We start from the raw sequence: 24,048 nt of genomic DNA, 5'->3' as shown, positions 1-24,048 counted from the left end.
TATGAATCACGACCTTTTTCATGCCGACTCCCTCTTTGTTGGAGTTTGAGAGAGACTACGTCACTTGACCGACTTTTTCTGTGATTTTTCGGTCAGCGCCGGAGCACGAACGCCTTCTCGTCGTCGCCCACCCCGACCGAGCCCACCGCCCACAGCGTGCCGGTGCCCGGCACCCGGGTGAGTCCGGTGGAGGCGATGTCGTCGGTCCCCTCGTACTGCTGGGTGGAGGTGTGGGCGCGCAGCAGCGGGCCGTACTCGCGTGACCAGGAGGTCCCGTCGTAGCGCAGGACGAGCACCTGGCCGGAGTGGTCGGCGTCGACGCCGCTGATCCACAGGTCGCCGGGGCCGGTGGCGGTGACACCGTGCAGCACGCCGCGGGAGACCGGCACCTCGACCCGGGACCAGCGGCTCCCGTCCCAGCGCATGACGAGAGGACGCGCGTCCTTCGCCGCAGGGCGGTCCCCGGGGGAGGCGGAGACCTGCCCGACCGCCCAGACCTCCGACGGTGAGACCTGCCAGACCCGGTTGAGGACGCCGCCGGGGACCGGGGGCATCGCGAGGTTCTCCCAGGACCCGTCCCTGCCGTGCCAGACCAGGGGGGTGCGGGCCGTGCTCGTCCCCACCGCCCAGACGTGCCCCTGCCGGGAGGTGATCGCCCGGAGGGCGCCCTCGGTGCTCAGCGCGTTGCGGAACCCGCCGTCCTCCGCCTCCAGCACGACCGCGCCCGAGGGGCCGTTCGCGGCGAACCAGGCGTCGCCGTCGCCCGCGGCGACGTCGGCCAGCCGGTAGTCCTCGGCCACCCCGAAGGGCCGGTACGGGGTCCAGGCCCGCCCGTTCCAGTGCGCGGCGAACGCGCTCGGGCCGTTGCCCACCACCCACACGTCACGCGGCCCGCCCGCGCTCACCCCCTCCAGGTGATGGGCGCCGGTCCCGTCCCCGACGGCCACCTCCCGCCAGCGGCTCCCGTTCCAGCGCAGCACGGCGGGCGCGCCCTCCCTGTCCTCGGCGCCGTCCTGGTAGCCGACGGCCCAGGCGTCGCGGGGGCCGGTCGCGGCCACGTCGAGCAGTGCCGTGCTCCCGGGAAGGTCCGTGGCCCCGACGGTCTCCCACGCTGCGGAGGCGGTGGTCGCCCCGGTCGCGGAGGCGCCTGCCGAGGGGGCCGGGGGGGCCGGGGGATCCGCCGCGGGGGTGGACGACCCGCTCCCGTCCGGCGCGGGAGCCGGTGGGGTCGCCTGCCCCGGGGAGCCGTTCCCCGTGGTGGAGCCCGGCGGGGCGGCGGTGGGGGCGGGCATCGTGCCGCCCGTGCCGCCCGTGCCGCAGGCGGCGACGAGGAGCGTTCCGACGACCAGGGCCGCCACCGGGCGCGGATTCGGCATGTCCTCATTGTCGCCCACGCCGTCCTCCCCGGGCCGTGCCCGCCAGGATTAGAACCTCCTGGCCGGGGCACCTGGGACGTAGGCGGAGAGGATACCGATGTCAAGGGCCGAAGAAGAGGCTGTGCGGTTCCGCGTCCGGGCCGACAGGCGCGGCCGTGTCACCGCCCTGCACGCGATGGGGGCACTGGACTACGCCTCCTCGCCGATGCTGAAGAAGGAGGCCGACGCCGCGCTGGGCGCGATGGACCACCCGAGGCTGGTGATCGACCTCAGCGAGGTCACCTTCTGCGACTCCACCGGCTACGGCGTGCTGATGTACGCCCTCACGCGGGTCCGGCGGCTGGCCGGCTCGCTCGTCCTGGTCGGCACCTCGGCCGTGATGCGGAACCGGCTGAACCGCCTCGGGGTGGCCGAGCTGTTCGAGACGCGACGCACCGTCGAGGAGGCCATGGAGACGTTCCCCGAGGCGACGTGAGCCCGCGCCGGCGGCGGGAGCGGACGCTCCGCCGCACCGGTTCGATCCGCGCCGTATGAGACAGTTGTGTACTCGCGCAGGATCGTTCAGAGGGTTGCTCATGTTCGCGGGAAATCAGCCGGAGCCGGTCTTCACCGCCACCTCCGGGTTGCACGGTACGACGCTGGTGATCCGGGCGAGCGGGGAACTCGACCACTACCGGATCCCGGTGCTGCGGGAGGAACTGGCCAGGGCCTGGGGCATGCTGCGCGCGCCGATCCTCATCCTCGACCTCTCCGCCCTGACCTTCTGCGACTCCTCCGGGATCGGTGAACTGCTCCAGGTGCGCCACCAGGGCCTGACCGAGGGGGTCCGGGTCATCCTCACCGGCATCCAGGGCAACCTGGCCCGGCGGCTCACCCTGGCCGGCCTGCTCCCGGTGTTCGAGATCTTCCCGTCGGTGGCCGACGCGATCGAGGCCGCCTGAGACGGGGCGGCCCGCGGAACGAGGGTCAGGCGGCGGTGGCGTGCTCCTGGTGGAGGCGCACGGGGGCGGTGACGTGCCCGTCGCGCTCGCGCAGGATGGTGCGCAGGACCCGCAGGCCGTCACGGACGGCGTGAAGGTTGCTGGCGCCGTGGATGCGGCTGCGCTCGTGGCTGGGAACCTCGTGGATGACGAGCCCGGCCTGGGCGGCGCGGATGTTCATCAGCGTCTCGATCTCGAAGCCGTCGCAGTCGAGGTCGAGCGCGTCGAGGTGCCGGGCCCAGAAGGCGTTGTAGCCGTAGCACAGGTCGGTGTACGAGGTGCCGTACAGCCAGTTGGTGATCCTGGTGAGGACGGTGTTGCCCAGCGAGCGGATCGGGCTGATGTCGTCGGACCCGCCTCCGGGGGCACAGCGGGACCCCTTGGCGAAGTCGGCTCCCTCGACCAGCGCGGTCACGAAGGAGTGGATCTCACGGCCGTCGGTGGAGCCATCGGCGTCGATCATGACGATGATGTCGCCGGTCGCGGCGGCGAACCCCTCGGTGAGGGCGTTCCCCTTGCCCTTGCGGGTCTGCCGGACGACGCGGAGGTCGGGGCGGAGGGACTTGGCGACGGCCACCGTGTCGTCGACGGAGTTCCCGTCGACGAGGATCACCTCATCGATCCAGGACGGCAGGGTCGCGAAGACGTGAGGCAGGTTCTCCGCCTCGTTCATGGCGGGAACGACCACACTGACACTGAAGGCGAAAGGCGCGCTGTTCATGGGTGAACGATGCACCGGGGCGCCTGCAGACCACTTGCCAACCTCTTGCAAGCCTCGCGCGGACGAACGGTCCTGAAGCATGGCCTCTCCTTTGGGACATTGGGAAGGCCACTTTGCGGACCGTCAAAAAGGGAGTGTACGTCCTGAAGGAGTGCGCAGGTCCAGGGGGGTGACCTCCCGGGGCGGGCGCGGACGTTGCACGACCTGGATCTTTTTCACTGCTCCTCCTCCGTGCCTGCCTTGATCACCAAGTGGTACCCATGCGAAGGCAAAGAATCACCTATCTCCGTATCACATGAAGAACACTGGCCACACGCTCCGCCGCCGTGGCCACGTCCTCGGCCTGCCCGATGCGCCCGGCCCAGGACAGCCAGAACCACCACTCGCCGTCCTCCTCGTGGGCGGCGAGCACGTCCTCGGTCACGGCCGGGACCATGGGGTTGGTCACGTGCAGCCTGGGGTGGGGCTCCGCGGGCGAGCTGAGACGCACCTGGAAGGCGTGCGCCTCGAGTTGCGCGGCCAGCCGCCGCAGATGGTCGACGGCCTCGCGTCGCTCTGCCCTCATCCGGATCACTCCCGCGGACACCGATGGTTGTTCTCTGCAGCGTGCGGTTTCCCGGCATCCGAGGCAATCGCTCCTTCTCCGGCATCTCATCGGATCAGTGGAATAGGGCGGGAACCTGCCGCCGTTCCGTGGGGAAACCGCGAATAAGGGGAATGCAATGCACAGGTAAGCCAAGAGCATGGTGCGCCCTTGTTAATGTTGCGTGAACCGTTCCGGGAGGAGCGTCGTGGCCAGAGGTGAGCATTCGCCCGCGTGCGCGCGCCGTTGGCGCGAGACGGCCACGTCGCGGCAGTGGACCCACTGGCAGACCACCCAGGCCGTCCACGGCTGCTGCGGGGTCAGCCTCCTCAAGGCGCACCGCCTGGCCAGGGGATGGTCGGCCAGGCAGGCCGTCCAGGAGCTGGAGGAGCTCTGCGAGCGCCAGGACCTGGGCGAGGCGCGGGCCAGCATCGACCTGCTCAACGCCTGGGAGAACAACCGGGCCAGGCCCCGCCCGCAGACGATCGACCTGCTGGCGCGCCTCTACCGGGCCAACGCCGTCAGGCTCGGCCTGGCCGGCGACTACTGCGACGACGGCGACGAGGGCGGCGCCAGGGTGGTGGTCGTCTCGGCCGGCGAGGCCCGCTCACCGTACCGGGCCGAGGAACGGGAACGGTCCGGGGACGACATGGAGCGGCGCGCGCTCTTCCACCACGCGCTGCTCGGCTCGCAGGCGACGGGGCCGGTGATGACCGGCCGCCTGCTGGCCGAGGTCGAGCGCACCCGCCAGGACCTGGACCGCACGCTCGCGCTCGCCACCGTCTCCGAGGAGCAGCTCGACCGGCTGGACGAGCAGGTGCTGAGTTACCGGCGCGAGTACATCAGCAGCGCCCCGGTGCCCATGCTCTACCGGCTGATGCTGGAGCTGTCGGACGTGCGGGCGCTCTCGCTGTCCCGCCAGCCCGCGATGGCCCAGCGCCGCCTGCTCAACGCGACCGTCATGCTGGCGCTGCTCGCGGCCGACGCGCTGATGAAGCTCGGTGACACCCGCCAGGCCCACGCCTGGTACGGCACCGCGCGCAACGCCGCCGACGACATGGGGGACGTGCGGCTGCGCGCCCTGGTCAGGGCGCAGCAGGCGATGCTCCCGTACCACTACGGCGACCTGGCCGAGACCGTGCGGCTGGCGCGCGAGGCCCGCAGGCTCGCGGGCAGCGCGCCCAGCTCCCCGGCGGCGCTCGGCGCGGCGGCCGAGGCGCGGGCGCTGGCCAGGATGGGGGAGCACAAGGCCGCCAGGATCGCCCTCGCCGAGGCGGAGCGGATCTTCGCCAGGATGCCCCCCGAGGGTCACGACCACCTGGCCTTCCGCTTCTCCGAGCGGCGGCTGCAGTTCTACCGGATCGGCACCCTGATCGAGCTGGGCGAGGACGTGGAGTGGCAGCCGGGGCCCACGGGGCCCTCGGGGCCCTCGGGGCCGTACGCCATCGACCCGGTGCTGATCCTGCTCGACCAGGCCGCCCACACCCTGCGCCACGGCAGGGTCGAGGAGGCCTGCGAGCTGGCGGAGAGGGCGCTGCTCCAGGTCCCGCCCGAGCACCGCACCTCGATCGTGGTCAACCGCGCGCGGGCGCTGCTGTCGGAGGTGCCGCCCGGCCGGCAGAGGGCGGCGGCGGTGCGCCGCCTGGCCGACCTCGTCTCGGCCGTCTCCGTCGTCCCCGCCACGGCGCCGGCCGGCTGATGGCGTCGCTCGCCGAGGAGGCGTTCACCGTCCTGCGCGAGGTCTGCGAGGAACGCGGCATCGACCACCGGGACGCGGAACTGCTCCGGGTGCGCAGCAACGCCGTCTTCAAGCTGCGCGGCGAGCTCGGCGAGATCGTGGTCAGGATCGCCACCGCGCCCCACGCGCCGACCCGGCTGCCGCTGGTGCTCGCCGTGGCCCGCTGGCTCGCCGAACAGGGCTTCCCCGCGGTGCGGCCGGCCGACGAGATCTCCGAGCAGCCCGTGGTGCACGACGGCAGGGTCGTCACGTTCTGGCACTACGTGCCGGCCAGCGGGCGGCCCACCACCACCGAGCTGGGCGGGATCCTGCGCAGCCTGCATCTGCTGCCGGTGCCGCCGGTGGCGCTGCGGCGGTTCGCCGACCCGCTCTGCGAGGTACGCCGCGCCGTGGACCGCTCCCGGGAGCTCACCGGCGGCCAGCGCGCCTGGCTGAGCGACCGCATCGCCGAGCTGACCGAACGCTGGTCGGAGCTGGACATCGACGACGCGCCGGTGCTGCTGCACGGCGACGCCTGGATCGACAACCTGCTGCGCCGCGCGGACGGCCACGTGGTGCTCTGCGACTGGGACGGCGTCGCGGTCGGCCCCCGCGAGTGGGACCTGGTGCACACCTACCACGGCCAGCGCCGCTTCGGCCTGACCTCCGCCGACGTGGACGCCTTCGCCGACGCCTACGGCAGCGACCTGCGGTCCTGGCCGGGGTACTCCACGCTGATGGAGGTCAGGGACGTCTACGCGGTGGGCATCCACATCCGCAACGCCGCCGCCGACCCCTTCTCCCGGCGCGAGCTGCCCCGCCGGCTCGACTCCCTCACCCGAGGGGAGGACAACGCCCGCTGGTACATGGCCGAACCCGTTACTGTCTCCCAGTAAAGATCTTCAAATGGGGGCAGAACATGCCAAAGGTCACACTGCGCAACACCTTTCACGTCCGTAACTCACCGGAGGCGCTGCGGGCGCACCTGAGCCAGCCGCAGAGCTACGTGGGGCTCTCGCCGCTGGTGGTCGCGGTCAAGGACATCCGGCCCGGTCCCGACGAGACCCGTTACACCTCGGTGGAGCGGTTCAGGTTCCTCGGCCTCAGGTACGACAACATGATCAAGGTGACGCTGCGGAGCACGCCGCGCACCGTCGAGGGCGAGGTCGTCAGCCCCGGCGGGGTGCGCATGGACTACCGGTTCACCCTCACCGGGGACGGCCGCGGCACCGAGGTCGAGGACGTGCTCGTGGTGCACGCCTGGATCAGGCCGCTGCTGAACTTCGCCGCCAGGAAGGCCCGCGAGGTGCAGCTCGCCCGGGCCGCGCTGCTGGCCTCCCGGCTGGACTCCACGGTGTGAGGCGCCGGCGACCGGGCGCCACCGGCTGACCTAGGGTGATCGTGTGAGGGCTCCGACGGTCACCGGGAAGGTCATGGCGATCCTCGGCGCGTTCCTGCCGGGGGACGTGCGGCTGACGCTCACCGAGATCTGCCGCCGGGCCGACCTGCCCCTCGCCACCGGGCACCGGCTGGTCGGGGAGCTGGTCGGGGGCGACTTCCTGGAGCGGCTGCCGGACGGCTCCTACCGGGTCGGCATGCTGCTGTGGCGCCTCGGGGCCCAGGCCGCCGAGCCGAGGGAGCTGCGCGAGCTGGCCCTGCCGTACATGGAGGACCTCTACGCCACCACCCGCGAGAACGTGCAGCTCGCGGTGCTGCACGACGACCGGGTGCTGTACGTGGAACGGCTGCGCGGGCGCACCTCGGTGCCGATCGTCTCGCGGGTGGCCGGGGAGCTGCCGCTGCACGCGACCGGCGTCGGGAAGGTCCTGCTGGCCTTCGCCGGTTCCGAGACCGTGGAGCGGGTGCTGGCCGGGGAGCTCACCTCGCACACGCCGAACACGGTGGTCGACCCGGCGCGGCTCCGGGCCGAGCTGGAGGAGGTCCGCCGCACCGGGGTCGCCCGCACGCAGGAGGAGATGACCCTGGGCACCTGCTCGGTCGCGGTTCCGGTACGGGGACCGGACGACCGGGTCGTGGCCGCCCTGTCGCTGGTGGCCTGGCGGCACAACGCCGACCTGCGCAGGCTGGTGCCGGCCGTGCTGGCCGCGGCCCGGGCCCTCTCCCGCGACCTCGCCGCCCTGGAGCGATGAGGCGGAGGGGACGTCCCCGTCGGATGGGAGGTTTCCGCTGAGCGGAAGGACGGGGCCGGCGCGGAGGCACGGTGGGTGATGCTCGGGGAATGCGAACTCAGGCAGGGATCGCCGGCGCCGGGCCCGCCGATCCGCATCCGCCCCACCTCAGCCCCGGTTACCGCGGCACCGTGCTGCGGGCCCCCTCGTACCCGCCGCTGAGGCCCGTCCTCGACCCCGAGGCCGCGGAGCTGCTCGACCCGGTCTACGGCCACCGGCCGGTCGGGGAGCTCGACCACGACCTGACCCGGCAGCACGCGGGCGAGCCGATCGGCGAGCGCATCGTCGTCACCGGCCGGGTCCTCGACAGCCGGGGCCGGGCCGTACCGAACACGCTGGTGGAGGTGTGGCAGGCGGCCGCCACCGGCAGGTACGCCCACCCGCTGGACCGGCACCCGGCCCCGCCCGACCCCAACTTCACCGGGTTCGGCCGCTGCCTGACCGGCGCCGAGGGCCGCTACCGGTTCGTCACGATCAAGCCGGGCGCCTACCCCTGGCGCAACCACCCCAACGCCTGGCGGCCCGCGCACATCCACTTCTCGGTGTTCGGCACCGCCTTCACCCAGCGGCTGATCACCCAGATGTACTTCCCCGGCGACCCCCTGCTCGCCCACGACCCGATCCTCGGGTCCGTCCCGGAGGCCAGGGACCGTGAGCGGCTGGTCGCCGCCTTCGACCTGGACGTCACCGAGCCGGGGTGGGCGCTGGGCTACCGCTGGGACGTCGTGCTGGGGGCGACCCCCCTGGAGGAGGAGTGATGGTGCCGACCCCGTCGCAGACCGTGGGCCCGTTCTTCGCGCACGCCCTGCCGTACGCCGAGGGCCCCCTCGTGGTGCCCGAGGACCACCCGGACGTGATCGAGCTGCACGGCCGGGTCGTCGACGGCGCCGGGGAGCCGGTGCCCGACGCGCTGCTGGAGATCTGCCAGCCGGGGCTGTTCGGCCGGTGCGAGACCGGGACCGACGGCTCCTGGCGTTTCCGCACGGCCGCGACGGGCGACTACATCCCCCTGCTGGTCTTCGCCCGGGGCCTGCTCAAGCCGGTCCGGACCCGGATCTACCTCACGCCGGACGCGCCGTTCCTCGCCGGGGTGGCCCCGGCCCGCCGGGGCACGCTCGTCGCCCGGCGGGAGGGGGAGCGGACCTACCGGTTCGACGTCCGCCTCCAAGGCGAGGACGAGACGGTGTTCCTCGCCTTCTGAGCCCCCGGGCCGCTTCCCCGCGGGCGGCACGTCCGCCGGTCACCTCCCGATCGACGACATGTCCGCGTACCGCTCGCCCCTGACCGCGCCGGCGGGCACGGCCGCCTCCAGCGCGTCGAGCTGGGCCAGGGTCAGCGTGATGCCGGCCGCGGCGGTGTTCTCCTCCAGGTAGCGCATCCGCTTGGTGCCGGGGATGGGGACGACGTCCTCGCCCCGGGACAACAGCCAGGCCAGGGAGAGCTGGGCCGGGGTGCAGCCCACCTCGGCGGCGACGTCGCGGATCCTCGCGACGAGCGCCTCGTTGGCCGCCCCGGCCTCCCCGGTGAAGCGGGGGTGGTGCTTGCGGAAGTCGTCGTCCGAGAGCTTCTCGGCCGGCTCCAGCGTGCCGCCGAGCAGTCCCCGGCTGATCGGCGAGTAGGCCACCAGCGTGACGCCCAGCTCCCGGGTGACCGGCAGGATCTCCTCCGGGTCCCGGGTGAACAGCGAGTACTCGTTCTGCAGGGCGGCGATCGGGTGGGTGGCGTGCGCCTTGCGCAGCGTCTCGGCGCTGACCTCCGACAGCCCGAGACGGCCGACCTTGCCCGCCGCGACGAGCTCGGCCATCGCGCCGACGGTCTCCTCGATGGGCACCCGGGTGTCGCGGCGGTGCAGGTAGTACAGGTCGATGTGGTCCACGTTCAGCCGCCTGAGCGAGGCGTCGGCGGCCTTGCGCACGTACGCGGGGCTGCCGTCGATGCCTCTTCCGGGCGGGTTCTCGCTCCGGACGATGCCGAACTTGGTGGCGAGGAAGACCTCGTCCCTGCGGCCGGAGATCGCCCGTCCCACCAGTTCCTCGTTGTGGCCGCTGCCGTACATGTCGGCGGTGTCGAGGAAGTTCACCCCCAGGTCGAGGGCGCGGTGCACGACCGCGACCGACTCGCTCTCGTCGGCGGTGCCGTAGAACTCCGACATGCCCATGCAGCCGAGCCCGATGGCCGAGACCTCCGGACCGCCCCGGCCGATGTGACGCCTGTTCATGTGTGCTCCCTGGTGTCGTACATCTCGATCTTCATGTCGAGGACCCCCAGATCCTCGGTGAGGCGCGCGATCCGCTCCCGCACCCGCTCGCGATGGGCCGCCAGGATCCTGCGCCGCTCGGCGGAGGTCTCCGGACCCTGCCTGCGCAGCTCGGCGTAGCGGCACATGTCGGCGATCGGCATGCCGGTCGAGCGCAGCCTGGTGAGGAAGACGAGCCAGTCGAGGTCGGGTCCGGTGTAGACGCGGTGCCCGCTGACGCTCCGGTCCACCGGGTGGATGAGCCCGATGCGCTCGTAGTAGCGCAGCGTGTGCGCGCTCAGCCCCGAGGTGCGCGAGGCCTCCTGGATGGTGATCCCCATGGGACCACCATGCTCCTTCGAGCGCGCTCGAAGTCAACCGGGGTCCTCGGGGGCCGGTCTTGCCGGGGTTCCCGGTCTTCCCGGGGTTCCCGGGGACCGGGGAGGTCGCCCGAGGGCGACCCTGAGGGGGAGGGCCCTACCGCCGCCGGACTTCGCGCAGTTCAGGGGCATGGCGGGGCGGGCGTCCCGGGGTGGCGGGCACCCCGTGCTCCCGGGGCGCCTCCGGGATCGCTCAGGGACGGCCGGGGGCTGTCTCCGATGTTCGGCGGACCCGGCCGTCGCCATCGTTGAGGTCATGGGAAGTCAGGCGTTCACGGGATCCATGGTCATCCTCGGCGGTCACGCGGCGATCGGCGCCGGGGCCACCACGATGCTGGGGCTGCACGTGGTCACGGGCCTCGACCCGGTGCACACGGTGATCAGCGAGTACGCGTTCGAGGCGGACGGCTGGCTGCTGCCGCTCTCCCTCACCCTCTTCGCCGCCGCCGCGACGGTCATCGCGGCCATGCTGGCCAGGGACACCGAGAACCGCGGGGCCGCCCTGCTGGTCGGCACCTGGGGCCTGTGCATGCTGCTGATCGGCGCCTTCCCCACCGACGAGCCCGGCCTGCCGCTCTCGATGTCCGGCGGCATCCACCGCTACGCCGCGTTCGTGGCCTTCCTCACCATGCCGGTCGCCGGGCTGATCCTGGCGCGGCGGCACGCGTCCGGCCGGTACGCCCGCACGGTCCGCCTGCTCAGCCTGGCCTCGCTGGGGGTGCTGGTCCTGGTGATCCTTCCGTACGTGCTGCGGACGTTCGGCGTGGAGGTGACCAACGACGACATCCCCGCCGGGGTGACCCAGCGGCTGGTGGTGGGCTTCGAGGTCGCGGTGCTGACCCTGCTGGGCCTGGTCGCCAGCACCTCCCTGCGGGCGGCCGGAGCCCCCCGGAGGGCCGTCGCGACCTCCCGGCGGGTGGCGGGGATCTCCTAGGGGGCCTTCGCGGAGGACTCCCCGAGGGGCTCCGCGACCTCGCGGAACACCCCGGCCCCGCGCCGCGTGGCCCGGTTGACGGCCCCGGCCGCCGGGCCTACCTTCGCATGAAGCGACCGCTCGGTAGGTCACCGCCGTCCGGTCGGGGCACCCCGAAAGGACGCGCATGCCGGTCGTGAACACCGTCCGAGGTCCCGTCGACGTCGCCGACCTGGGGCAGACCCTGATGCACGAGCACGTCTTCGTGATCTCCCCCGAGCACGTCGACAACCACGGCAGGGGCGCCTGGTGGGACGAGGAGTTCCGGGTGGCCGACGCGGTCGCCAAGCTCAGGGCGGTGGCGGCCAAGGGCGTGCGGACCATCGTCGACCCCACCGTGTGGGGGCTGGGCCGCTACATCCCGCGCGTCCGGCGGGTGGCCGAGCAGGTGCCGGAGCTGAACGTCGTCGTCGCCACCGGCGTCTACTCCTACGACGAGATCCCCTTCCACTACGCGCACCGCGGGCCCGGCCTGATGATGGACGTGCCCGAGCCGATGGTCGAGGACTTCACCCGCGACATCACCCGGGGCATCGCCGACACCGGCGTGCGGGCCGCGTTCCTCAAGTGCGTGGTGGAGAGCAAGGGGCTGACCCCCGGCGTCGAGCGGATCTGCCGGGCGGTCGCCGTCGCCCACCGGGAGACCGGCGCGCCGATCACCGTGCACACCAACCCCTCGGCCGGGACCGGCCTGCTCGCCCTGGAGCTGTTCCGGCAGGAGGGGGTCGACCCGGCGAAGGTCGTGCTCGGGCACTCGGGCGACAGCAACGACCTGGACCACCTGATGCGGCTGGCCGACACCGGGGCGACGCTCGGCATGGACCGCTTCGGGCTCGACGCCTACAACCCCACGTCGTCCCGGGTGGCCACGATCGTGGCGCTGTGCGAGCGCGGGTACGCCGACCGGATGGTGCTCAGCCACGACACCGCGTGCTTCATGGACTACTTCGGCGAGGCCTGGGACGAGGGCATCCCGCTGGCCGCCCCCAACTGGCGGTTCGACCACGTCCACGACGACGTGCTCCCGGCCCTGCGCGAGGCCGGGGTGACGGACGAGCAGATCGACCTCATGCTCGTCGGCAATCCCCGGCGCTACTTCTCCTGACATTTCGTCGTTTGTCATATACCTCCCGTACGCTCCGTGAGACCGAACGACGGAGGGGTGGAGCATGACCGCACGCAGCACGTACCTGGAGCTCTCGGAGGAGGACGGGAGCTCGCACAAGTTCTACGAGGTCGTGCTCGACGGCACCGAGGTGACGATCAGGTACGGCCGCATCGGCGAGCCCGGCCAGTCCAAGGCCTCGGCCTTCGCCAGCGCGGAGAAGGCCGCGGCGGCCGCCGCGAAGAAGATCGGCGAGAAGGTCCGCCGGGGGTACGCCCCGGCCGTGCGGGGAGTGCGCCAGCGCCGCACCGTCACCCGGCGCAGCGTGCAGAGCAGCCGCTCCACCGCCACCCAGGCGCCGGTGCTGTGGCGCTTCGCCAGCGGCGCGGCGGCGTTCGGCATCTTCGTCGACGCCGGGCGCTGCTGGGTCGGCAACCAGCGCGGCGACGTCTACACCGTCACCCACGACGGCACCGTCACCGGCCGCTTCCGGCTGCCGGACGGGGTCAAGTGCATCGTCGCCGACGACTTCTGGATCTACGCGGGCGCAGACGACGGCAAGGTCTACGACCTCAGCGGCAAGGTCCCCAGGGTGGCGTACGAGATCGCCGAGGACGTCGACATCTACTGGCTCGACATCCACGAGGGCGTGCTGGGCGTCTCCGACCGGGAGGGCCGGATCACCACCATCGACCACGAGGACGAGTTCCAGTGGGCCCGCAAGGGCAGGGGCCACTCGGCCTGGATGGTGCGCTGCGACGACGAGGCCGTCTACCACGGCCACTCCACCGGGGTGGCCCGCTACGACGCCGCGGACGGCACGCCCGTGTGGGAGACGCCCGTCGACGGTTCGGTGCTCTTCGGCTGGCAGGAGGCCGACGCGGTGTACGCGGGCACCGGGAACGGCGCCGTGCACCGCCTGCGCAAGTCCGACGGCGTCCCCCAGGCCGTCTACCGCTGCGACGACACCGTCTTCTCCTGCGCCACCGCCCCCGGCGGCCGGTACGTCTTCGCCGGCGACAGCCACTCCTCGATCTACTGCTTCGACGAGGGTGGCAAGCGGCTGTGGAAGCTGGCCACCGGCTGCGGGTCGGCCTTCTCCATGCAGTACCTCGACGAGCGCCTCTACATCGTGACCACCGACGGCACCCTGGCCTGCGTCGACGCGACCGAGGAGGCGATCAGGGCGGCCCAGGCCGGCAGCGTCCCCACGCCGGTCGACGTCAAGGCCGCCGCCGGGCTGGCCGTGGTGGAACCCACCGCGACGCTGGAGACCGTGACCTTCGACGCCGTCCCCGGCGGCGGCGACGGCGTCGTGGTCGAGTGCTTCCGCGAGGGCGACCGGCTCCGGGTACGGGTGGTCAGCGAGGGCTACGACGTGCGGCGCAACGTGCAGTTCCCCAAGGACGTGCGCGAGGCCGGGGCCCGCTACCTCGTCGAGGGCGTCCGCTTCTCCGAGCGGGGCGGCTTCTACCGGGCGTACGGCGACATCAGGCGCCTGCTCTGAGCGACCGCGGGCCCGCCGCGGGCCGGAGCGGGAACGGGCTCGTGGCGGGTGCGAGCGGGACGGGCCCGTGGCGGGCCGGGACGGGTGTCCCGGCCCGCGGGCGGGGTCAGGCCGGGATGTTCCACTTCTGGTTGGCGGTGCCGCCGCAGGTCCAGATCTGCAGGCGGGTTCCGTTGGCGCTGGACTGCCCGGTGGCGTCCAGGCACTTGTTCGCCGCCGGGTTCACCAGGTCGCGCGCGCCGCTGTACACCCACCGCTGGGCCGAGGTGCCGTTGCAGTCGTAGAGCTGGATCTGCGCCCCGTCGGCGGTGGAGGCGGCGGTGACGTCCAGGCACTTGCCGAGCGCGCGGATCGTGCCGTCGGTGCCGATCGTCCACTGCTGGGCGCCGGTGCCGTTGCAGTCGTAGAGCTGGACGGGGGTGCCGTTGGCGCTGCCGGCGCCGGCGACGTCCACGCACTTGCCGGCGATGCCGGTGATCTGCCCGGTGCGGCCGCCGGTCCCGCCGCCCTGCGCGTAGACGCGGACGTAGTCGACGGTGAGCTGCTGCGGGAAGGTCGTGGAGGCGTCCGGGGAGCCGGGCCAGTTCCCGCCCACCGCCAGGTTGAGGATCATGAAGAACGGGTGGTCGTAGACCCAGGGGTTGCCCCTGGTGTCGGCGGGGGTCTTCCTGGAGTACTGCACGCCGTCGACGTACCAGGTCACCGAGCCGGGCTCCCAGTCGACGGCGAAGGTGTGGAAGGCGTCGGCGAACGCCTGCCCGGCGGGCAGGTCGTAGCTGCCGCTCAGCGGGCTGCCGCCCGAGTAGCCGGGGCCGTGCAGGCTGCCGAGCACCTGCCCGGGGACGCTGCCGACGTTCTCCATGATGTCGATCTCACCGTTGGCCGGCCAGGTGGCGCCCCCGGTGCCCAGCATCCAGAACGCCGGCCACATGCCCTTGCCGCGCGGGAGCTTCATCCGCGCCTCGAAGCGGCCGTAGGCGCGGGTGAACGTCGCGGCCGTGGTCAGCTTGCCGGAGGTGTACTCGCAGGAGCCGTACCAGCAGCCGTGACCGGACGGGTTGCCCTTGCGCGCGGTGATGACCAGGTTGCCGGCGCCGTCGTGGGCGATGTTCTGGGTGCCCGTGGTGTAGTACTGCCGCTCGTTGTTGCCCCAGCCGCCGCCGCCCACGTCGTGGCGCCACTTCGCGGCGTCCGCGCCGGTGCCGGCGGCGGCGTTGAACTCGTCCGACCAGACGAGGGGACCGGGCGCCGCGGCCGAGCTCAGGGCCGGGGCGTGGGCCGCGCCCGCCTGTGCGCCCGCCTGTGCGCCCGCCTGTGCGCCCGCCTGTGCGCCCGCCTGCGTGCCGGCCGCGGCGGCGGGCGGCACGGCCGCCACGCCGGCGACGGCGAGCAGGAGGGCGGTGAACGCGCCGCCGAGGGCGGCCGGCAGCGAGACGCGACGGCGCCGGGGAGAGGGTCGTGTGGCGTCCATGCGCGGACTCCTTCCGTCGTGGGAGGTGGTCTCCGGTGACGACGCGACCCGTTGCGCGGGGAACGCGTGACCGGCACCACGACCCGGGTGGGGGGTGACGTGCGGATGCCGCCGGACGCGGTGAGCGTGTCGCCTACCGCGGCCGGCCGGGTGGGCCCGCCGCGGGGCGGCGCGTGGCGCGTCCTGTGCCCCGCCGCGACGGATACGGCGGGGAGAACGGCTCTGGAGGCGATTCGGGGGGAGTCGGGGGTGATTCGGGGTGATCCGGGGGACGGGCCGGGAGGCGAGGGCCCGCCTGCCGGAACCATAGGTCAGCCTTCGTTCTCGGGTCAATACAAGCAGTAAAAAAAGCCGCGCGACCGTGGCGGGCCGTGGGCGGGGGAGCCCCCTGGGCTGCGGGACGGCGGCGGGGGGCGGCCCGGGGCGGGCGGCGCCGGGATCGTTCCAGGGGGAACGGGTGTCAGGGGTGCCTGTCAGGGGCGGCCGCCGGACCCTCCTGCCGGGGCGTCGTTCCTCACCCTCCCGGCGGACCGTGTGGTGTGATGTCCGGTAGGTGATCGTCCCCGCGAGTCACCCGGCGACAGGCCGTACGACATCCGACATCGAGGTTCCGTTCATGCTTCGTGGCGACAGGGTTCTGCTCAGGGCCATCACCAAGGAGGACCTGGTCCCGCTCCAGCGGCTGCACGACGACGTGGAGACGGCGGTCGGCGCCACCGTGATGCCCTGGCTTCCCGAGACGGCCGAGCAGGCCGTCGCCCGGTACGAGCGCCGGGAGCCCGACCCGGCCAACGTCGAGTTCGCCGTCCAGTCCCTCTCCGGAGAGCTGCTCGGCTTCGGCATCGTCTGGGGCATCGACACCCTCAACCGCAACGGGCACCTGGGCCTCTCGCTGCTCACCGAGGCGCGCGGCCAGGGGTACGCCCCCGCCGCGCTGGGGCTGCTGTGCGACTACGCCTTCCGCATCCGCGGCCTGTACCGGCTCGGCCTGGAGACGCTCGTCACCAACACCGCGATGATCGCCGCCGCGGAGAGGACCGGTTTCCGGCGCGAGGGCACCCTCCGCGGCCACTCCTGGGTGGCCGGCTCCTTCGTCGACGAGGCGCTGTTCGGCCTCCTCGCCACCGAGTTCACCGGCCCGCGCGCCGGCGCGGGTCTGTGAGAGTGCCGACGTCCCGCCCGGGCCGGAGAGCCCGGGCCTTCCACACCGGAGGTACCCGATGAGGACCTGGCTCCCGGCCGGTCTCGGCATCCTGCTCATCCTGGTGGGCGGCCTCTGGGCGCTCCAGGGGCTCGGCCACGTCGGCGGGAGTTTCATGAGCGGGGCCCGTGAGTGGACGTGGATCGGCCTGGCGATGTTCGCCGTCGGCGTCGTCCTCACCGTCTCGGCCCTGCTGCGGCGCCGCTGAACCCGTCACCGCGGCGCCGCCGCCGAACCCGTCGCGGGGCGCTCGGCGCGGGTCAGGGGCGTTTGCCCGAGCCGTCGAGACCGGCGCGGCGCAGGGCGTCGGCCATCGCGCCGCTCGGCGCGTTGCGCGACTGCGACCGGTCTCCGCGGTCCTGCCGCTGCCGGTCGCCGCCCTGCCCGCGTCCCTGCCCGCGTGCCTGCCCGCGCCCTTGGCCGCCGCTCTGCCTGCCGCCGTCCTGGCCCTGCCCGCCGCCGTCACGCCCCTCGCCGCGTCCCGCGCCGGCCTGCTGGTCACGCTGCCCGCGCGGTCCCGCGGGCTTGACGTCGTCCTCCAGGCGCAGGGTGAGCGAGATGCGCTTGCGCGGGATGTCGACGTCGAGCACCTTCACCCGGACGACGTCGCCGGGCTTGACCACCTCGCGCGGGTCCTTGACGAACTCGTACGAGAGCGCCGACACGTGGACCAGGCCGTCCTGGTGCACGCCGACGTCGACGAACGCGCCGAAGGCGGCCACGTTGGTGACCACGCCCTCCAGCAGCATGCCGGGCGTCAGGTCGGAGAGCTTCTCCACGCCCTCCTTGAACGTCGCGGTCTTGAAGGCCGGACGGGGGTCGCGGCCCGGCTTCTCCAGCTCGGAGAGGATGTCGGTGACGGTCGGCAGGCCGAAGGTGTCGTCCACGAACTCCCGCGGGTCCAGCGTCCGCAGCACCGTGCCGTTGCCGATGAGCGTCGAGACGTCGCCGCCGGCGCGCCTCAGGATGCGCCGGACCACCGGGTACGCCTCCGGGTGCACGCTGGAGGAGTCGAGCGGGTCGTCGCCCCCGCGGATGCGCAGGAAGCCCGCGCACTGCTCGAAGGCCTTCGGGCCGAGCCTGGCCACGTCCTTGAGCGCCCTGCGGGAGCGGAACGGGCCGTTGGCGTCGCGGTGGGCGACGATGTTCTCCGCCAGGCCCGAGCCGATGCCCGACACCCGGGTCAGCAGCGGTGCGGAGGCCGTGTTGACGTCCACGCCGACGGCGTTCACGCAGTCCTCCACGACCGCGTCGAGCGAGCGGGAGAGCTTGGTCTCTGCGAGGTCGTGCTGGTACTGGCCGACGCCGATCGACTTGGGGTCGATCTTGACGAGCTCGGCCAGCGGGTCCTGCAGGCGCCGGGCGATCGACACGGCGCCGCGCAGCGACACGTCCATGCCGGGCAGTTCCTGCGAGGCGAACGCCGAGGCGGAGTAGACCGACGCGCCCGCCTCCGACACCATCACCTTGGTCAGGCCGGGGACCAGCTTCACCAGCTCGGCGGCGAGCCTGTCGGTCTCGCGCGAGGCGGTGCCGTTGCCGATGGAGACGAGCTCCACGTCGTGCCTCCTCGCCAGCGCGGCCAGGACGGCCAGCGACTGGTCCCACTGGCGGCGCGGCTCGTGGGGGTAGATCGTGGCGGTCTCCAGCACCTTGCCGGTCGCGTCGACCACCGCCACCTTCACGCCGGTGCGCAGCCCGGGGTCGAGCCCCATGGTGGCGCGGCTCCCGGCGGGCGCGGCGAGCAGCAGGTCGCGCAGGTTCGCCGCGAACACCCGCACCGCCTCCTCCTCGGCGGCCTGCCACATGCGCATCCGCAGGTCGATGCCGAGACGGACGAGGATGCGGGTGCGCCAGGCCCAGCGGACCGTGTCGGCCAGCCACGCGTCGGCGGGCCGCCCGCGGTCGGCGATGCCGAAGCGGTGCGCGATGCGGCCCTCGTAGGTGCCGGTGGGCTCGGGTTCCGGCTCCAGGGTGAGGGTGAGGGCCTCCTCCTTCTCCCCCCGGAACATCGCCAGGATCCGGTGCGAGGGCAGCTTGGTGAACGGCTCGGCGAAGTCGAAGTAGTCGGAGAACTTGGCGCCCTCCTCCTCCTTGCCCTCGCGGACCGCCGCGACCAGGCGTCCCTTCGTCCACATCCGCTCGCGCAGCTCCCCGACCAGGTCGGCGTCCTCGGCGAACCGCTCGACCAGGATCGCGCGGGCGCCGTCCAGCGCGGCGGCGGCGTCGGCCACGCCCTCGCCGACGAACGCCTCCGCCGCGGCCCTCGGGTCGGCGGACGGGTCCGCCAGCAGGCCGTCGGCGAGAGGTTCGAGCCCCGCCTCCCTGGCGATCTGCGCCTTGGTGTGCCGCTTGGGCTTGTACGGGAGGTAGATGTCCTCCAGCCGGGCCTTGGACTCGGCCGCCATGATCTGCGCGCGCAGGGTGTCGTCGAGCTTGCCCTGGCCGTCGACGGACTCCAGGATCGCGGTGCGCCGCTCCTCCAGCTCCCGCAGGTAGCGCAGCCGCTCCTCCAGCGTGCGCAGCTGCGTGTCGTCGAGCATCTCGGTGGCTTCCTTGCGGTACCGGGCGATGAACGGCACGGTGGCGCCGCCGTCGAGCAGGTCCACCGCCGCCCGCACCTGTCGCTCGCGCACACCCAGCTCTTCGGCGATCCGCTGATGAATAGACGTGGTCACGATCTCTCTTCCTCCGTGGTGGCAGTGACCAAGCTACCGCCTCGTCCGCCGTCGGATCGGAGAGCCGCGGGGGCGAATCCGGGGAACCACAGAGGAACCGGGCGTACGGGCACGGCCGGGGAGGGGCTCAGGGCGACGTCTCCAGGGCGGGGGTCAGGCGCGTCCACTCGACGGTGGCCCCGGCCGTGTTGCCGCCGTTGCCGCCGGGGGTGCCCGCCACCCAGTGCACGAGCCGCCTGGCGCCGTTGGCCACCTTCGCGCCGAGGCAGACGCCGTGGCCGGTGCGCGGGTCGAGCGCGCTGTCGTCGTCCACCCGGCCGCGGAACTCCAGGACGAAGTCGCACCCCCGGGAGGGGGCGAGGGGAAAGGACGCGTGGCACGTACCGGTGCCGGTGCTCCTGAGCCGGAGCCCGTCACCGGTGACCCGCGCGCCGCCGCCCAGCGTCCAGCCCCCCGCCCCGGACCCCGTCCGGCCGGGCGGGTCCCCCGGACCGGCGGCCCAGGTGCCCGTGGCCAGGGGGGTGTCGGGGAGGGGCCGGGTGATGTCGAGCCGGGCGACCTTGATGTTGGTCTGGTTGTGCTCCCAGACGACGAAGAAGCGGCCGGGCTCGTACTCGTCGGCGCTGGGGTAGACGTCCCACCCCCGCGCCGCGCCCCTCGTCAGCCGTGGGCCGCCGGCGAAGAGCCTGCCCGGCTCCCAGGGCCCGCCGGGCCGCCTGACCTTGTAGTAGAGCACCTCCCGGTACTGGTCGGGCTTGCTCGCCGAGGGGCCGGTGAACGGTCCCGCCAGCGTGTTGAAGATCGCCAGCTGGCGGCCGGCCGAGTCGCGGGTGAAGAACGTCTTGACGTAGTAGTTGGGCAGGTCCTCGTCCAGCCGCAGCGGTGACCAGGTCAGCCCGGCGTCGGTGCTGACGGCCGTGGCGCAGTGGGCCGCGCCCGACCGGTAGCGGGCGTCGCGCGCCGCCGCGGAGGTGCCGCTCCGCAGGTCCAGGGTCCGGGTCACCATGACGAGGGTCCCCGGGGCGTCGCCGGAGGGAGCGATCTGCGGTTCCTCGACCGCCACGCCCGGCGGGTTCTCCGCGAGCTCGCCCGAGGTCCAGCTCGTCAGGTCGGCCGAGCGCAGCACGCCCGCCCTGGTCGTGCCGCCCGCCTGGCGCCAGTACGGCACCAGCCACAGGCGATGTCGGTCTCCGGCCAGGACATGGGTCACGGCGAACAGGCGGGCGATGGCCGGGAGGTTGCCGGGGGGTGACGTCCGGGAGGCGTCCGGGGGGCGTTCGGGGGCCTCCGGGGGGCGTCCGAGGGCGTCCGGGGGCGTCGTCCGCCCCGGGGCGCGAGGGCGGGCGCCGCGATCGGCCCGCCGGTCCCCGGCGGGAATGTTCCGTCAATGAAAACCGTTATCATCGGCACCACAGGACGCGTCCCCCGGAAAGGAGCCGACAGTGGCCAGGAACGAGGTGCGCTCAGTGATCAAGCTGAGGTCCACCGCGGGTACCGGTTACACCTACGTCACCCGCAAGAACCGGCGTAACGACCCCGACCGGCTCACCCTCGTCAAGTACGACCCCATCGTCCGCCAGCACGTCCCGTTCCGAGAGGACCGATAGATCATGAAGAAGGGCATCCACCCCGACTACCGCCCGGTCGTCTTCCGCGACCCGAGCGTCGGTTACGCCTTCCTGACCCGTTCCACCGTCCGGACCGGCAGGACCGTCGAGTGGGAGGACGGGAACGTCTACCCGCTGGTCGACGTCGACGTCTCCTCCGAGAGCCACCCCTTCTACACCGGCCGCGGCCGGGTCCTCGACACGGCCGGCCGCGTCGAGCGCTTCAACCAGCGCTACGGCAGGAGCTGAGACCGGCCCGCGAAGGGCGGGAGGGATCCCTCGGCGGTCCTAGCCGCAGGTGACCTCGGTGAAGGCCGGGGGAGTGGCCGAGGCCCCGATGAAGCCGATCTCCGAGAGCTTCTTCCCCGGCGCCAGGGGCGGGGCCTCGGGCAGGGCGTGGATCATCGCGACCGGCCCGCTCTTCATGTGGGTCCCCTGCCAGGCCTGGGTGATCGTCGCCTCGAGCGGCATCATCCACTGGATGTACCAGCCTCCCAGCGGCCGGTCACCCTTGTTGGTGATCGTCGCCGTGCCCCGGTAGCCGCCCGGCCACGTCTCCACCAGGGTGACCGTCGCCCGGCACTTCGCCGCCACCGGGTTGATCGTGTGCGTCGGGTCACCGGCCGCCGACGACGGGGACGAGGGGGACGACGGGGACGAGGGCGGGGCGGTGCCGGGCGGGGTCGCCTGGGCCGCGTTCCGCGCGGCGCCGCTCGGCGGTGCCGCGTCCGGCGGGGCGGCGGTCTGCGCGGCCGGGGAGGGCGCGTGCGCGCCGGCGTGACCGCTCTCCGCCGTACGACCGGCGCACGCCGCTCCGAGCAGGGCCGCCGCCGCCGCGAGCGACACGAGGCCCAGCAGCGAGGTCAACTTCATGGTGGGCGGCACGGGACTCCCTGTGCAGAGGGCGCGGTGACCGTACGGACGCGCCGCGAAGGGCGGATTCGAGAGGGCGTGACGGCCGTGCGGGCGCCGTGAGGGCGGGCGGCCGGAAGGCGGGGGGCGGAACGGGCGAGGTCCCGGCCGGTGCCGTCGGGCACCGGCCGGGACCTCCTTTCGTCACGGACTGGTGCAGGTCACCGCGGGGGTGCCGCTGCTGCCCGAGGCGGTGAACCCGAAGGTCGTGGAGCCGCCACCGGCCAGTGTCCGGTTCCAGTCGACGTTCCTCACCGTGATGGACGATCCCGATGTCGTGTGCGTGCCGTTCCACACACTGTTCACGGTGCTGCCGTTACCGAGCGTCCACGTGGCCGACCAGCCGTTGAGGGCCGTCGAACCGGGGTTGCTCACGGTCACCTCACCCTGGAAACCACCGGACCAGGAGCTGACGGTCTTGTAGGTGGCGGTGCAGGGTCCATCGGGCCCGGGCGTCGGCGTGACGGTCGGCGTGACGCTGGGGGTCGGCTCGGGGGTCGGCGTGACGGTCGGGGTCGGGCTGGGCGTGGGGCCGGGCCTGCCGACTCCGGTCACCTCGCCGTTGCCGCCGTCGAAGACCACGTCGGAGCAGTTGTAGAACGTCTCCGCGCTGTCGGAACGCTTCCACACCGAGTAGATGATGTGGCGACCCGACTTGCCCGAGGGAAGCCTGGCGTTCCAGTAGTAGTTGGCGTCGTTGGTGCCCGGCGAGCCGACGCTCTGGGGGTGGTCGGCCGTGTGGAAGGGCTCGCTCTCCAGGTCGTCCCAGGTGAGGGCCCGGTTGGGGTTCCAGCCGTCCTTGGTGATGTAGAGGTAGAACCAGCCGGGGTGGGCGGCCCACTTGTTGTACTTGAACTGCAGGTTCGAGCCCGCGGTCAGGTGGGTGACCGGCCAGTCGGCGCTCGGGAGGTCGAACCCGCTGTAGCCGGGGTTACCGCCGCTGCACACCTTGCCGTCGGGGATGAAGCCCCGGGTCCGGCCGGCTCCGTCCGAGCGCAGCAGGCTGAACCAGTTGTAGAGCGAGTTGTCCCCGCTCTGGGCCACCGCTGCCTTGCACGCCGGGTTGATGGGCACGATGTTCCCCTGCGGGGAGAGGCCGTCCTGCCAGCAGAAGAAGGTCCGGCTGCCCGGCACCATCATGGCGCCGTGCGCCGATGCCGATTGGGGGACGAGAACGACGGCGAGAAGCGCGGTCATCAATGTGACCACACCGGCGACAGCCATGCTTCGCCATTTACTCACAGGATTTACCCTCCCTTTCGGGGGATGAAGGGTTGCCGATCAATGGCGTTGAGCGCTCACGCGAGACGGACTCTAGGTCCCTGTTTCGCGGGTGTAAACGAGGCGTGTCCCCCGCGCCCCGGCCGCCGGCCGTCGTACGAGATCAGAGGGGACGCGGGCCCCCGCCGGAGCATGAAAGATTCACGTACGGAACGCGCTCTCCCCGTGCTTGCCCGTGCTTCCCGCTTGCCCGTGCTTCCGGCTTGCCCGTGCTTCCGGCGGCGCGCGGGCCCGGCGGGGCGGCCGGGCCGGCGCCTCCACCGGTGAACCCGGCTACGCCCGCGGCTCCTGCGCGGTGGCGGCGAGCCGCTGGAGCGCGGAGCCGGTGAGGCGGTGGCCGATCCATTCGTCCAGCGGTTCCGCGCCGATCGAGCGGTAGAAGTCGATCGTGGGGGTGTTCCAGTCCAGCACCGCCCACTCGAAGCGGCCGTAACCGCGCTCCACGCAGATGCGGGCCAGTTCCGCCAGCAGCCGCTTGCCGTGCCCGCCCCCGCGCCGGTCGGGGTGGACGTAGAGGTCCTCCAGGTAGATCCCGTGCCTGCCGAGCCAGGTCGAGTAGGACACGAACCAGACCGCGAAGCCCGCGACCCCCTCGTCGTCGGTGGCGATGTGGCAGAACACCGCGGGAGAGGGGCCGAAGAGCGCCTCCCGGAGCTGGTCGGCGGTGGTCTCGACCTTGTCCAGCGCCTTCTCGTACTCCGCGAGTCCGCGGATCATGTCGATGATCGCCGGTACGTCGTCCGGCGTTGCGGGGCGAATCATCTCCGAAGTCTAGGTGGGGGCGGCGCACGACCTCGAAAAAGGATTTTCAATGATAAATCCACTTATAAGGGGTCGTGTGGTCGTGTCGGTGGCCTCTCCCGTAAGTTGTCTGCTGATCGAAGCACGGGTCGTTGAGGAAGGCGGGTCACCATGTCGACAGAGCCCAGCGGGGAGCGGTTGGCGGAGCTGAGGCAGACGTTCACCTTCATCGACACCGACGGCGACGGTTTCATCACCGAAAGGGAGTTCGGCGAGCACTTCCCGGCCCTGCCCGCCGAGGCCCTGGGCTCGTTGAACCGGGACGCCGACTCCGACGGCGACGGCCGCTTCTCCTTCGAGGAGTTCGTCCGCCTGGTCGCCCGCGACTGA

27 protein-coding genes are annotated in these 24,048 nt (G+C 72.6%); 16 read left to right on the top strand and 11 right to left on the bottom strand.

What is annotated here, in order from left to right; genetic code table 11:
- Positions 1-92: 92 nt before the first annotated feature.
- The gene (locus tag AB0G16_RS02405; protein ID WP_362797511.1) at positions 93-1,376 is read right to left on the bottom strand and encodes a hypothetical protein; all 1,284 of its coding nucleotides are present in this window, start codon (positions 1,374-1,376) and stop codon (positions 93-95) included.
- Positions 1,377-1,497: 121 nt separating this feature from the next.
- Between AB0G16_RS02405 and AB0G16_RS02400 the strand changes: the two genes are divergently transcribed.
- Entirely contained in the window at positions 1,498-1,851 is a 354-nt protein-coding gene (locus tag AB0G16_RS02400; RefSeq protein ID WP_362797509.1) for an STAS domain-containing protein, read from the top strand.
- A 100-nt stretch (positions 1,852-1,951) separates the two neighbouring features.
- Positions 1,952-2,317, top strand: coding sequence for an STAS domain-containing protein (locus AB0G16_RS02395; RefSeq protein WP_362797507.1), 366 nt, complete (start codon positions 1,952-1,954; stop codon positions 2,315-2,317).
- A gap of 25 nt (positions 2,318-2,342) precedes the next feature.
- On the opposite strand, the gene AB0G16_RS02390 is transcribed toward AB0G16_RS02395, so the two are convergent.
- Both AB0G16_RS02390 and AB0G16_RS02385 read right to left on the bottom strand, forming a co-directional pair.
- Entirely contained in the window at positions 2,343-3,077 is a 735-nt protein-coding gene (locus AB0G16_RS02390) for a glycosyltransferase family 2 protein (protein WP_362797505.1), read from the bottom strand.
- A gap of 280 nt (positions 3,078-3,357) precedes the next feature.
- Positions 3,358-3,642, bottom strand: a complete 285-nt coding sequence (locus AB0G16_RS02385) for a hypothetical protein (RefSeq protein WP_362797503.1) — start codon at positions 3,640-3,642, stop codon at positions 3,358-3,360.
- 226 nt (positions 3,643-3,868) lie between these two features.
- Between AB0G16_RS02385 and AB0G16_RS02380 the strand changes: the two genes are divergently transcribed.
- The 6 genes from AB0G16_RS02380 (at position 3,869) to AB0G16_RS02355 (ending at position 8,767) form a co-directional block, all read left to right on the top strand.
- Positions 3,869-5,359, top strand: coding sequence for a helix-turn-helix transcriptional regulator (locus AB0G16_RS02380; protein WP_362797501.1), 1,491 nt, complete (start codon positions 3,869-3,871; stop codon positions 5,357-5,359).
- Positions 5,359-6,273 carry an aminoglycoside phosphotransferase family protein gene (locus AB0G16_RS02375; protein ID WP_362797499.1) on the top strand — a complete coding sequence of 305 codons (915 nt, stop codon included), beginning with the start codon at positions 5,359-5,361 and terminating at the stop codon, positions 6,271-6,273. The genes AB0G16_RS02380 and AB0G16_RS02375 overlap by 1 nt, the downstream gene beginning before the upstream one ends.
- Before the next feature lie 23 nt (positions 6,274-6,296).
- Complete coding sequence (locus tag AB0G16_RS02370) at positions 6,297-6,737, top strand: SRPBCC family protein (protein WP_362797497.1); 441 nt, start codon at positions 6,297-6,299, stop codon at positions 6,735-6,737.
- A gap of 43 nt (positions 6,738-6,780) precedes the next feature.
- On the top strand, positions 6,781-7,527 hold the full coding sequence (locus AB0G16_RS02365) for an IclR family transcriptional regulator (protein WP_362797495.1): 747 nt from the start codon (positions 6,781-6,783) through the stop codon (positions 7,525-7,527).
- Between the two features lie 89 nt (positions 7,528-7,616).
- Positions 7,617-8,324, top strand: coding sequence for a protocatechuate 3,4-dioxygenase subunit beta (gene pcaH, locus AB0G16_RS02360; protein ID WP_362797493.1), 708 nt, complete (start codon positions 7,617-7,619; stop codon positions 8,322-8,324).
- Positions 8,324-8,767, top strand: coding sequence for a protocatechuate 3,4-dioxygenase subunit alpha (locus AB0G16_RS02355; protein WP_362797491.1), 444 nt, complete (start codon positions 8,324-8,326; stop codon positions 8,765-8,767). Before pcaH ends, AB0G16_RS02355 begins: the two co-directional genes overlap by 1 nt.
- 39 nt (positions 8,768-8,806) lie before the next feature.
- Here the strand turns inward: AB0G16_RS02355 and AB0G16_RS02350 are convergent, their stop codons facing one another.
- Both AB0G16_RS02350 and AB0G16_RS02345 read right to left on the bottom strand, forming a co-directional pair.
- Positions 8,807-9,784, bottom strand: coding sequence for an aldo/keto reductase (locus tag AB0G16_RS02350; protein WP_362797489.1), 978 nt, complete (start codon positions 9,782-9,784; stop codon positions 8,807-8,809).
- On the bottom strand, positions 9,781-10,143 hold the full coding sequence (locus tag AB0G16_RS02345) for a MerR family transcriptional regulator (RefSeq protein WP_362797487.1): 363 nt from the start codon (positions 10,141-10,143) through the stop codon (positions 9,781-9,783). The genes AB0G16_RS02350 and AB0G16_RS02345 overlap by 4 nt, the downstream gene beginning before the upstream one ends.
- Before the next feature lie 295 nt (positions 10,144-10,438).
- Between AB0G16_RS02345 and AB0G16_RS02340 the strand changes: the two genes are divergently transcribed.
- The 3 genes from AB0G16_RS02340 (at position 10,439) to AB0G16_RS02330 (ending at position 13,767) form a co-directional block, all read left to right on the top strand.
- Positions 10,439-11,116, top strand: a complete 678-nt coding sequence (locus AB0G16_RS02340; RefSeq protein WP_362797485.1) for a DUF998 domain-containing protein — start codon at positions 10,439-10,441, stop codon at positions 11,114-11,116.
- Between the two features lie 166 nt (positions 11,117-11,282).
- Positions 11,283-12,260, top strand: a complete 978-nt coding sequence (locus AB0G16_RS02335; RefSeq protein ID WP_362797483.1) for a phosphotriesterase-related protein — start codon at positions 11,283-11,285, stop codon at positions 12,258-12,260.
- A 64-nt stretch (positions 12,261-12,324) separates the two neighbouring features.
- Positions 12,325-13,767, top strand: coding sequence for a WGR domain-containing protein (locus AB0G16_RS02330; RefSeq protein WP_362797481.1), 1,443 nt, complete (start codon positions 12,325-12,327; stop codon positions 13,765-13,767).
- Between the two features lie 106 nt (positions 13,768-13,873).
- Here the strand turns inward: AB0G16_RS02330 and AB0G16_RS02325 are convergent, their stop codons facing one another.
- A complete protein-coding gene (locus tag AB0G16_RS02325; RefSeq protein ID WP_362797479.1) occupies positions 13,874-15,238 on the bottom strand; it encodes a family 16 glycosylhydrolase in 1,365 nt (454 codons plus the stop codon).
- A 616-nt stretch (positions 15,239-15,854) separates the two neighbouring features.
- Here AB0G16_RS02325 and AB0G16_RS02320 point away from each other — a divergent pair.
- Together AB0G16_RS02320 and AB0G16_RS02315 are read left to right on the top strand one after the other, a co-directional pair.
- A complete protein-coding gene (locus AB0G16_RS02320) occupies positions 15,855-16,400 on the top strand; it encodes a GNAT family protein (RefSeq protein ID WP_362797477.1) in 546 nt (181 codons plus the stop codon).
- Positions 16,401-16,458: 58 nt separating this feature from the next.
- Positions 16,459-16,647 carry a hypothetical protein gene (locus AB0G16_RS02315; RefSeq protein ID WP_362797475.1) on the top strand — a complete coding sequence of 63 codons (189 nt, stop codon included), beginning with the start codon at positions 16,459-16,461 and terminating at the stop codon, positions 16,645-16,647.
- 52 nt (positions 16,648-16,699) lie between these two features.
- Here the strand turns inward: AB0G16_RS02315 and AB0G16_RS02310 are convergent, their stop codons facing one another.
- Both AB0G16_RS02310 and AB0G16_RS02305 read right to left on the bottom strand, forming a co-directional pair.
- On the bottom strand, positions 16,700-19,117 hold the full coding sequence (locus AB0G16_RS02310) for a Tex family protein (protein ID WP_362797473.1): 2,418 nt from the start codon (positions 19,115-19,117) through the stop codon (positions 16,700-16,702).
- A 127-nt stretch (positions 19,118-19,244) separates the two neighbouring features.
- Entirely contained in the window at positions 19,245-20,327 is a 1,083-nt protein-coding gene (locus AB0G16_RS02305; RefSeq protein ID WP_362797471.1) for a sialidase family protein, read from the bottom strand.
- 232 nt (positions 20,328-20,559) lie between these two features.
- Between AB0G16_RS02305 and rpmG the strand changes: the two genes are divergently transcribed.
- Both rpmG and AB0G16_RS02295 read left to right on the top strand, forming a co-directional pair.
- Complete coding sequence (rpmG, locus tag AB0G16_RS02300; RefSeq protein WP_362797469.1) at positions 20,560-20,724, top strand: 50S ribosomal protein L33; 165 nt, start codon at positions 20,560-20,562, stop codon at positions 20,722-20,724.
- A gap of 3 nt (positions 20,725-20,727) precedes the next feature.
- On the top strand, positions 20,728-20,973 hold the full coding sequence (locus tag AB0G16_RS02295) for a type B 50S ribosomal protein L31 (protein ID WP_362797467.1): 246 nt from the start codon (positions 20,728-20,730) through the stop codon (positions 20,971-20,973).
- Between the two features lie 39 nt (positions 20,974-21,012).
- Here AB0G16_RS02295 and AB0G16_RS02290 read toward each other — a convergent pair whose 3' ends face one another.
- The 3 genes from AB0G16_RS02290 to AB0G16_RS02280 all read right to left on the bottom strand — a co-directional run bounded on the left by AB0G16_RS02290 (position 21,013) and on the right by AB0G16_RS02280 (position 23,679).
- Positions 21,013-21,597: a cellulose binding domain-containing protein gene (locus tag AB0G16_RS02290; protein ID WP_362797465.1), complete on the bottom strand. Its 585-nt coding sequence runs from the start codon at positions 21,595-21,597 to the stop codon at positions 21,013-21,015.
- A 183-nt stretch (positions 21,598-21,780) separates the two neighbouring features.
- The gene (locus tag AB0G16_RS02285; protein ID WP_362797463.1) at positions 21,781-22,860 is read right to left on the bottom strand and encodes a lytic polysaccharide monooxygenase; all 1,080 of its coding nucleotides are present in this window, start codon (positions 22,858-22,860) and stop codon (positions 21,781-21,783) included.
- 330 nt (positions 22,861-23,190) lie between these two features.
- Positions 23,191-23,679: a GNAT family N-acetyltransferase gene (locus tag AB0G16_RS02280; RefSeq protein WP_362797460.1), complete on the bottom strand. Its 489-nt coding sequence runs from the start codon at positions 23,677-23,679 to the stop codon at positions 23,191-23,193.
- Between the two features lie 150 nt (positions 23,680-23,829).
- Here AB0G16_RS02280 and AB0G16_RS02275 point away from each other — a divergent pair, with 150 nt between their 5' ends.
- Positions 23,830-24,048, top strand: coding sequence for an EF-hand domain-containing protein (locus AB0G16_RS02275; RefSeq protein WP_362797458.1), 219 nt, complete (start codon positions 23,830-23,832; stop codon positions 24,046-24,048).

It is taken from the genome of Streptosporangium sp. NPDC023615 (assembly GCF_040640155.1).
Lineage (GTDB): Bacteria > Actinomycetota > Actinomycetes > Streptosporangiales > Streptosporangiaceae > Streptosporangium.
This window is presented reverse-complemented; position numbering and strand designations above follow the sequence as displayed.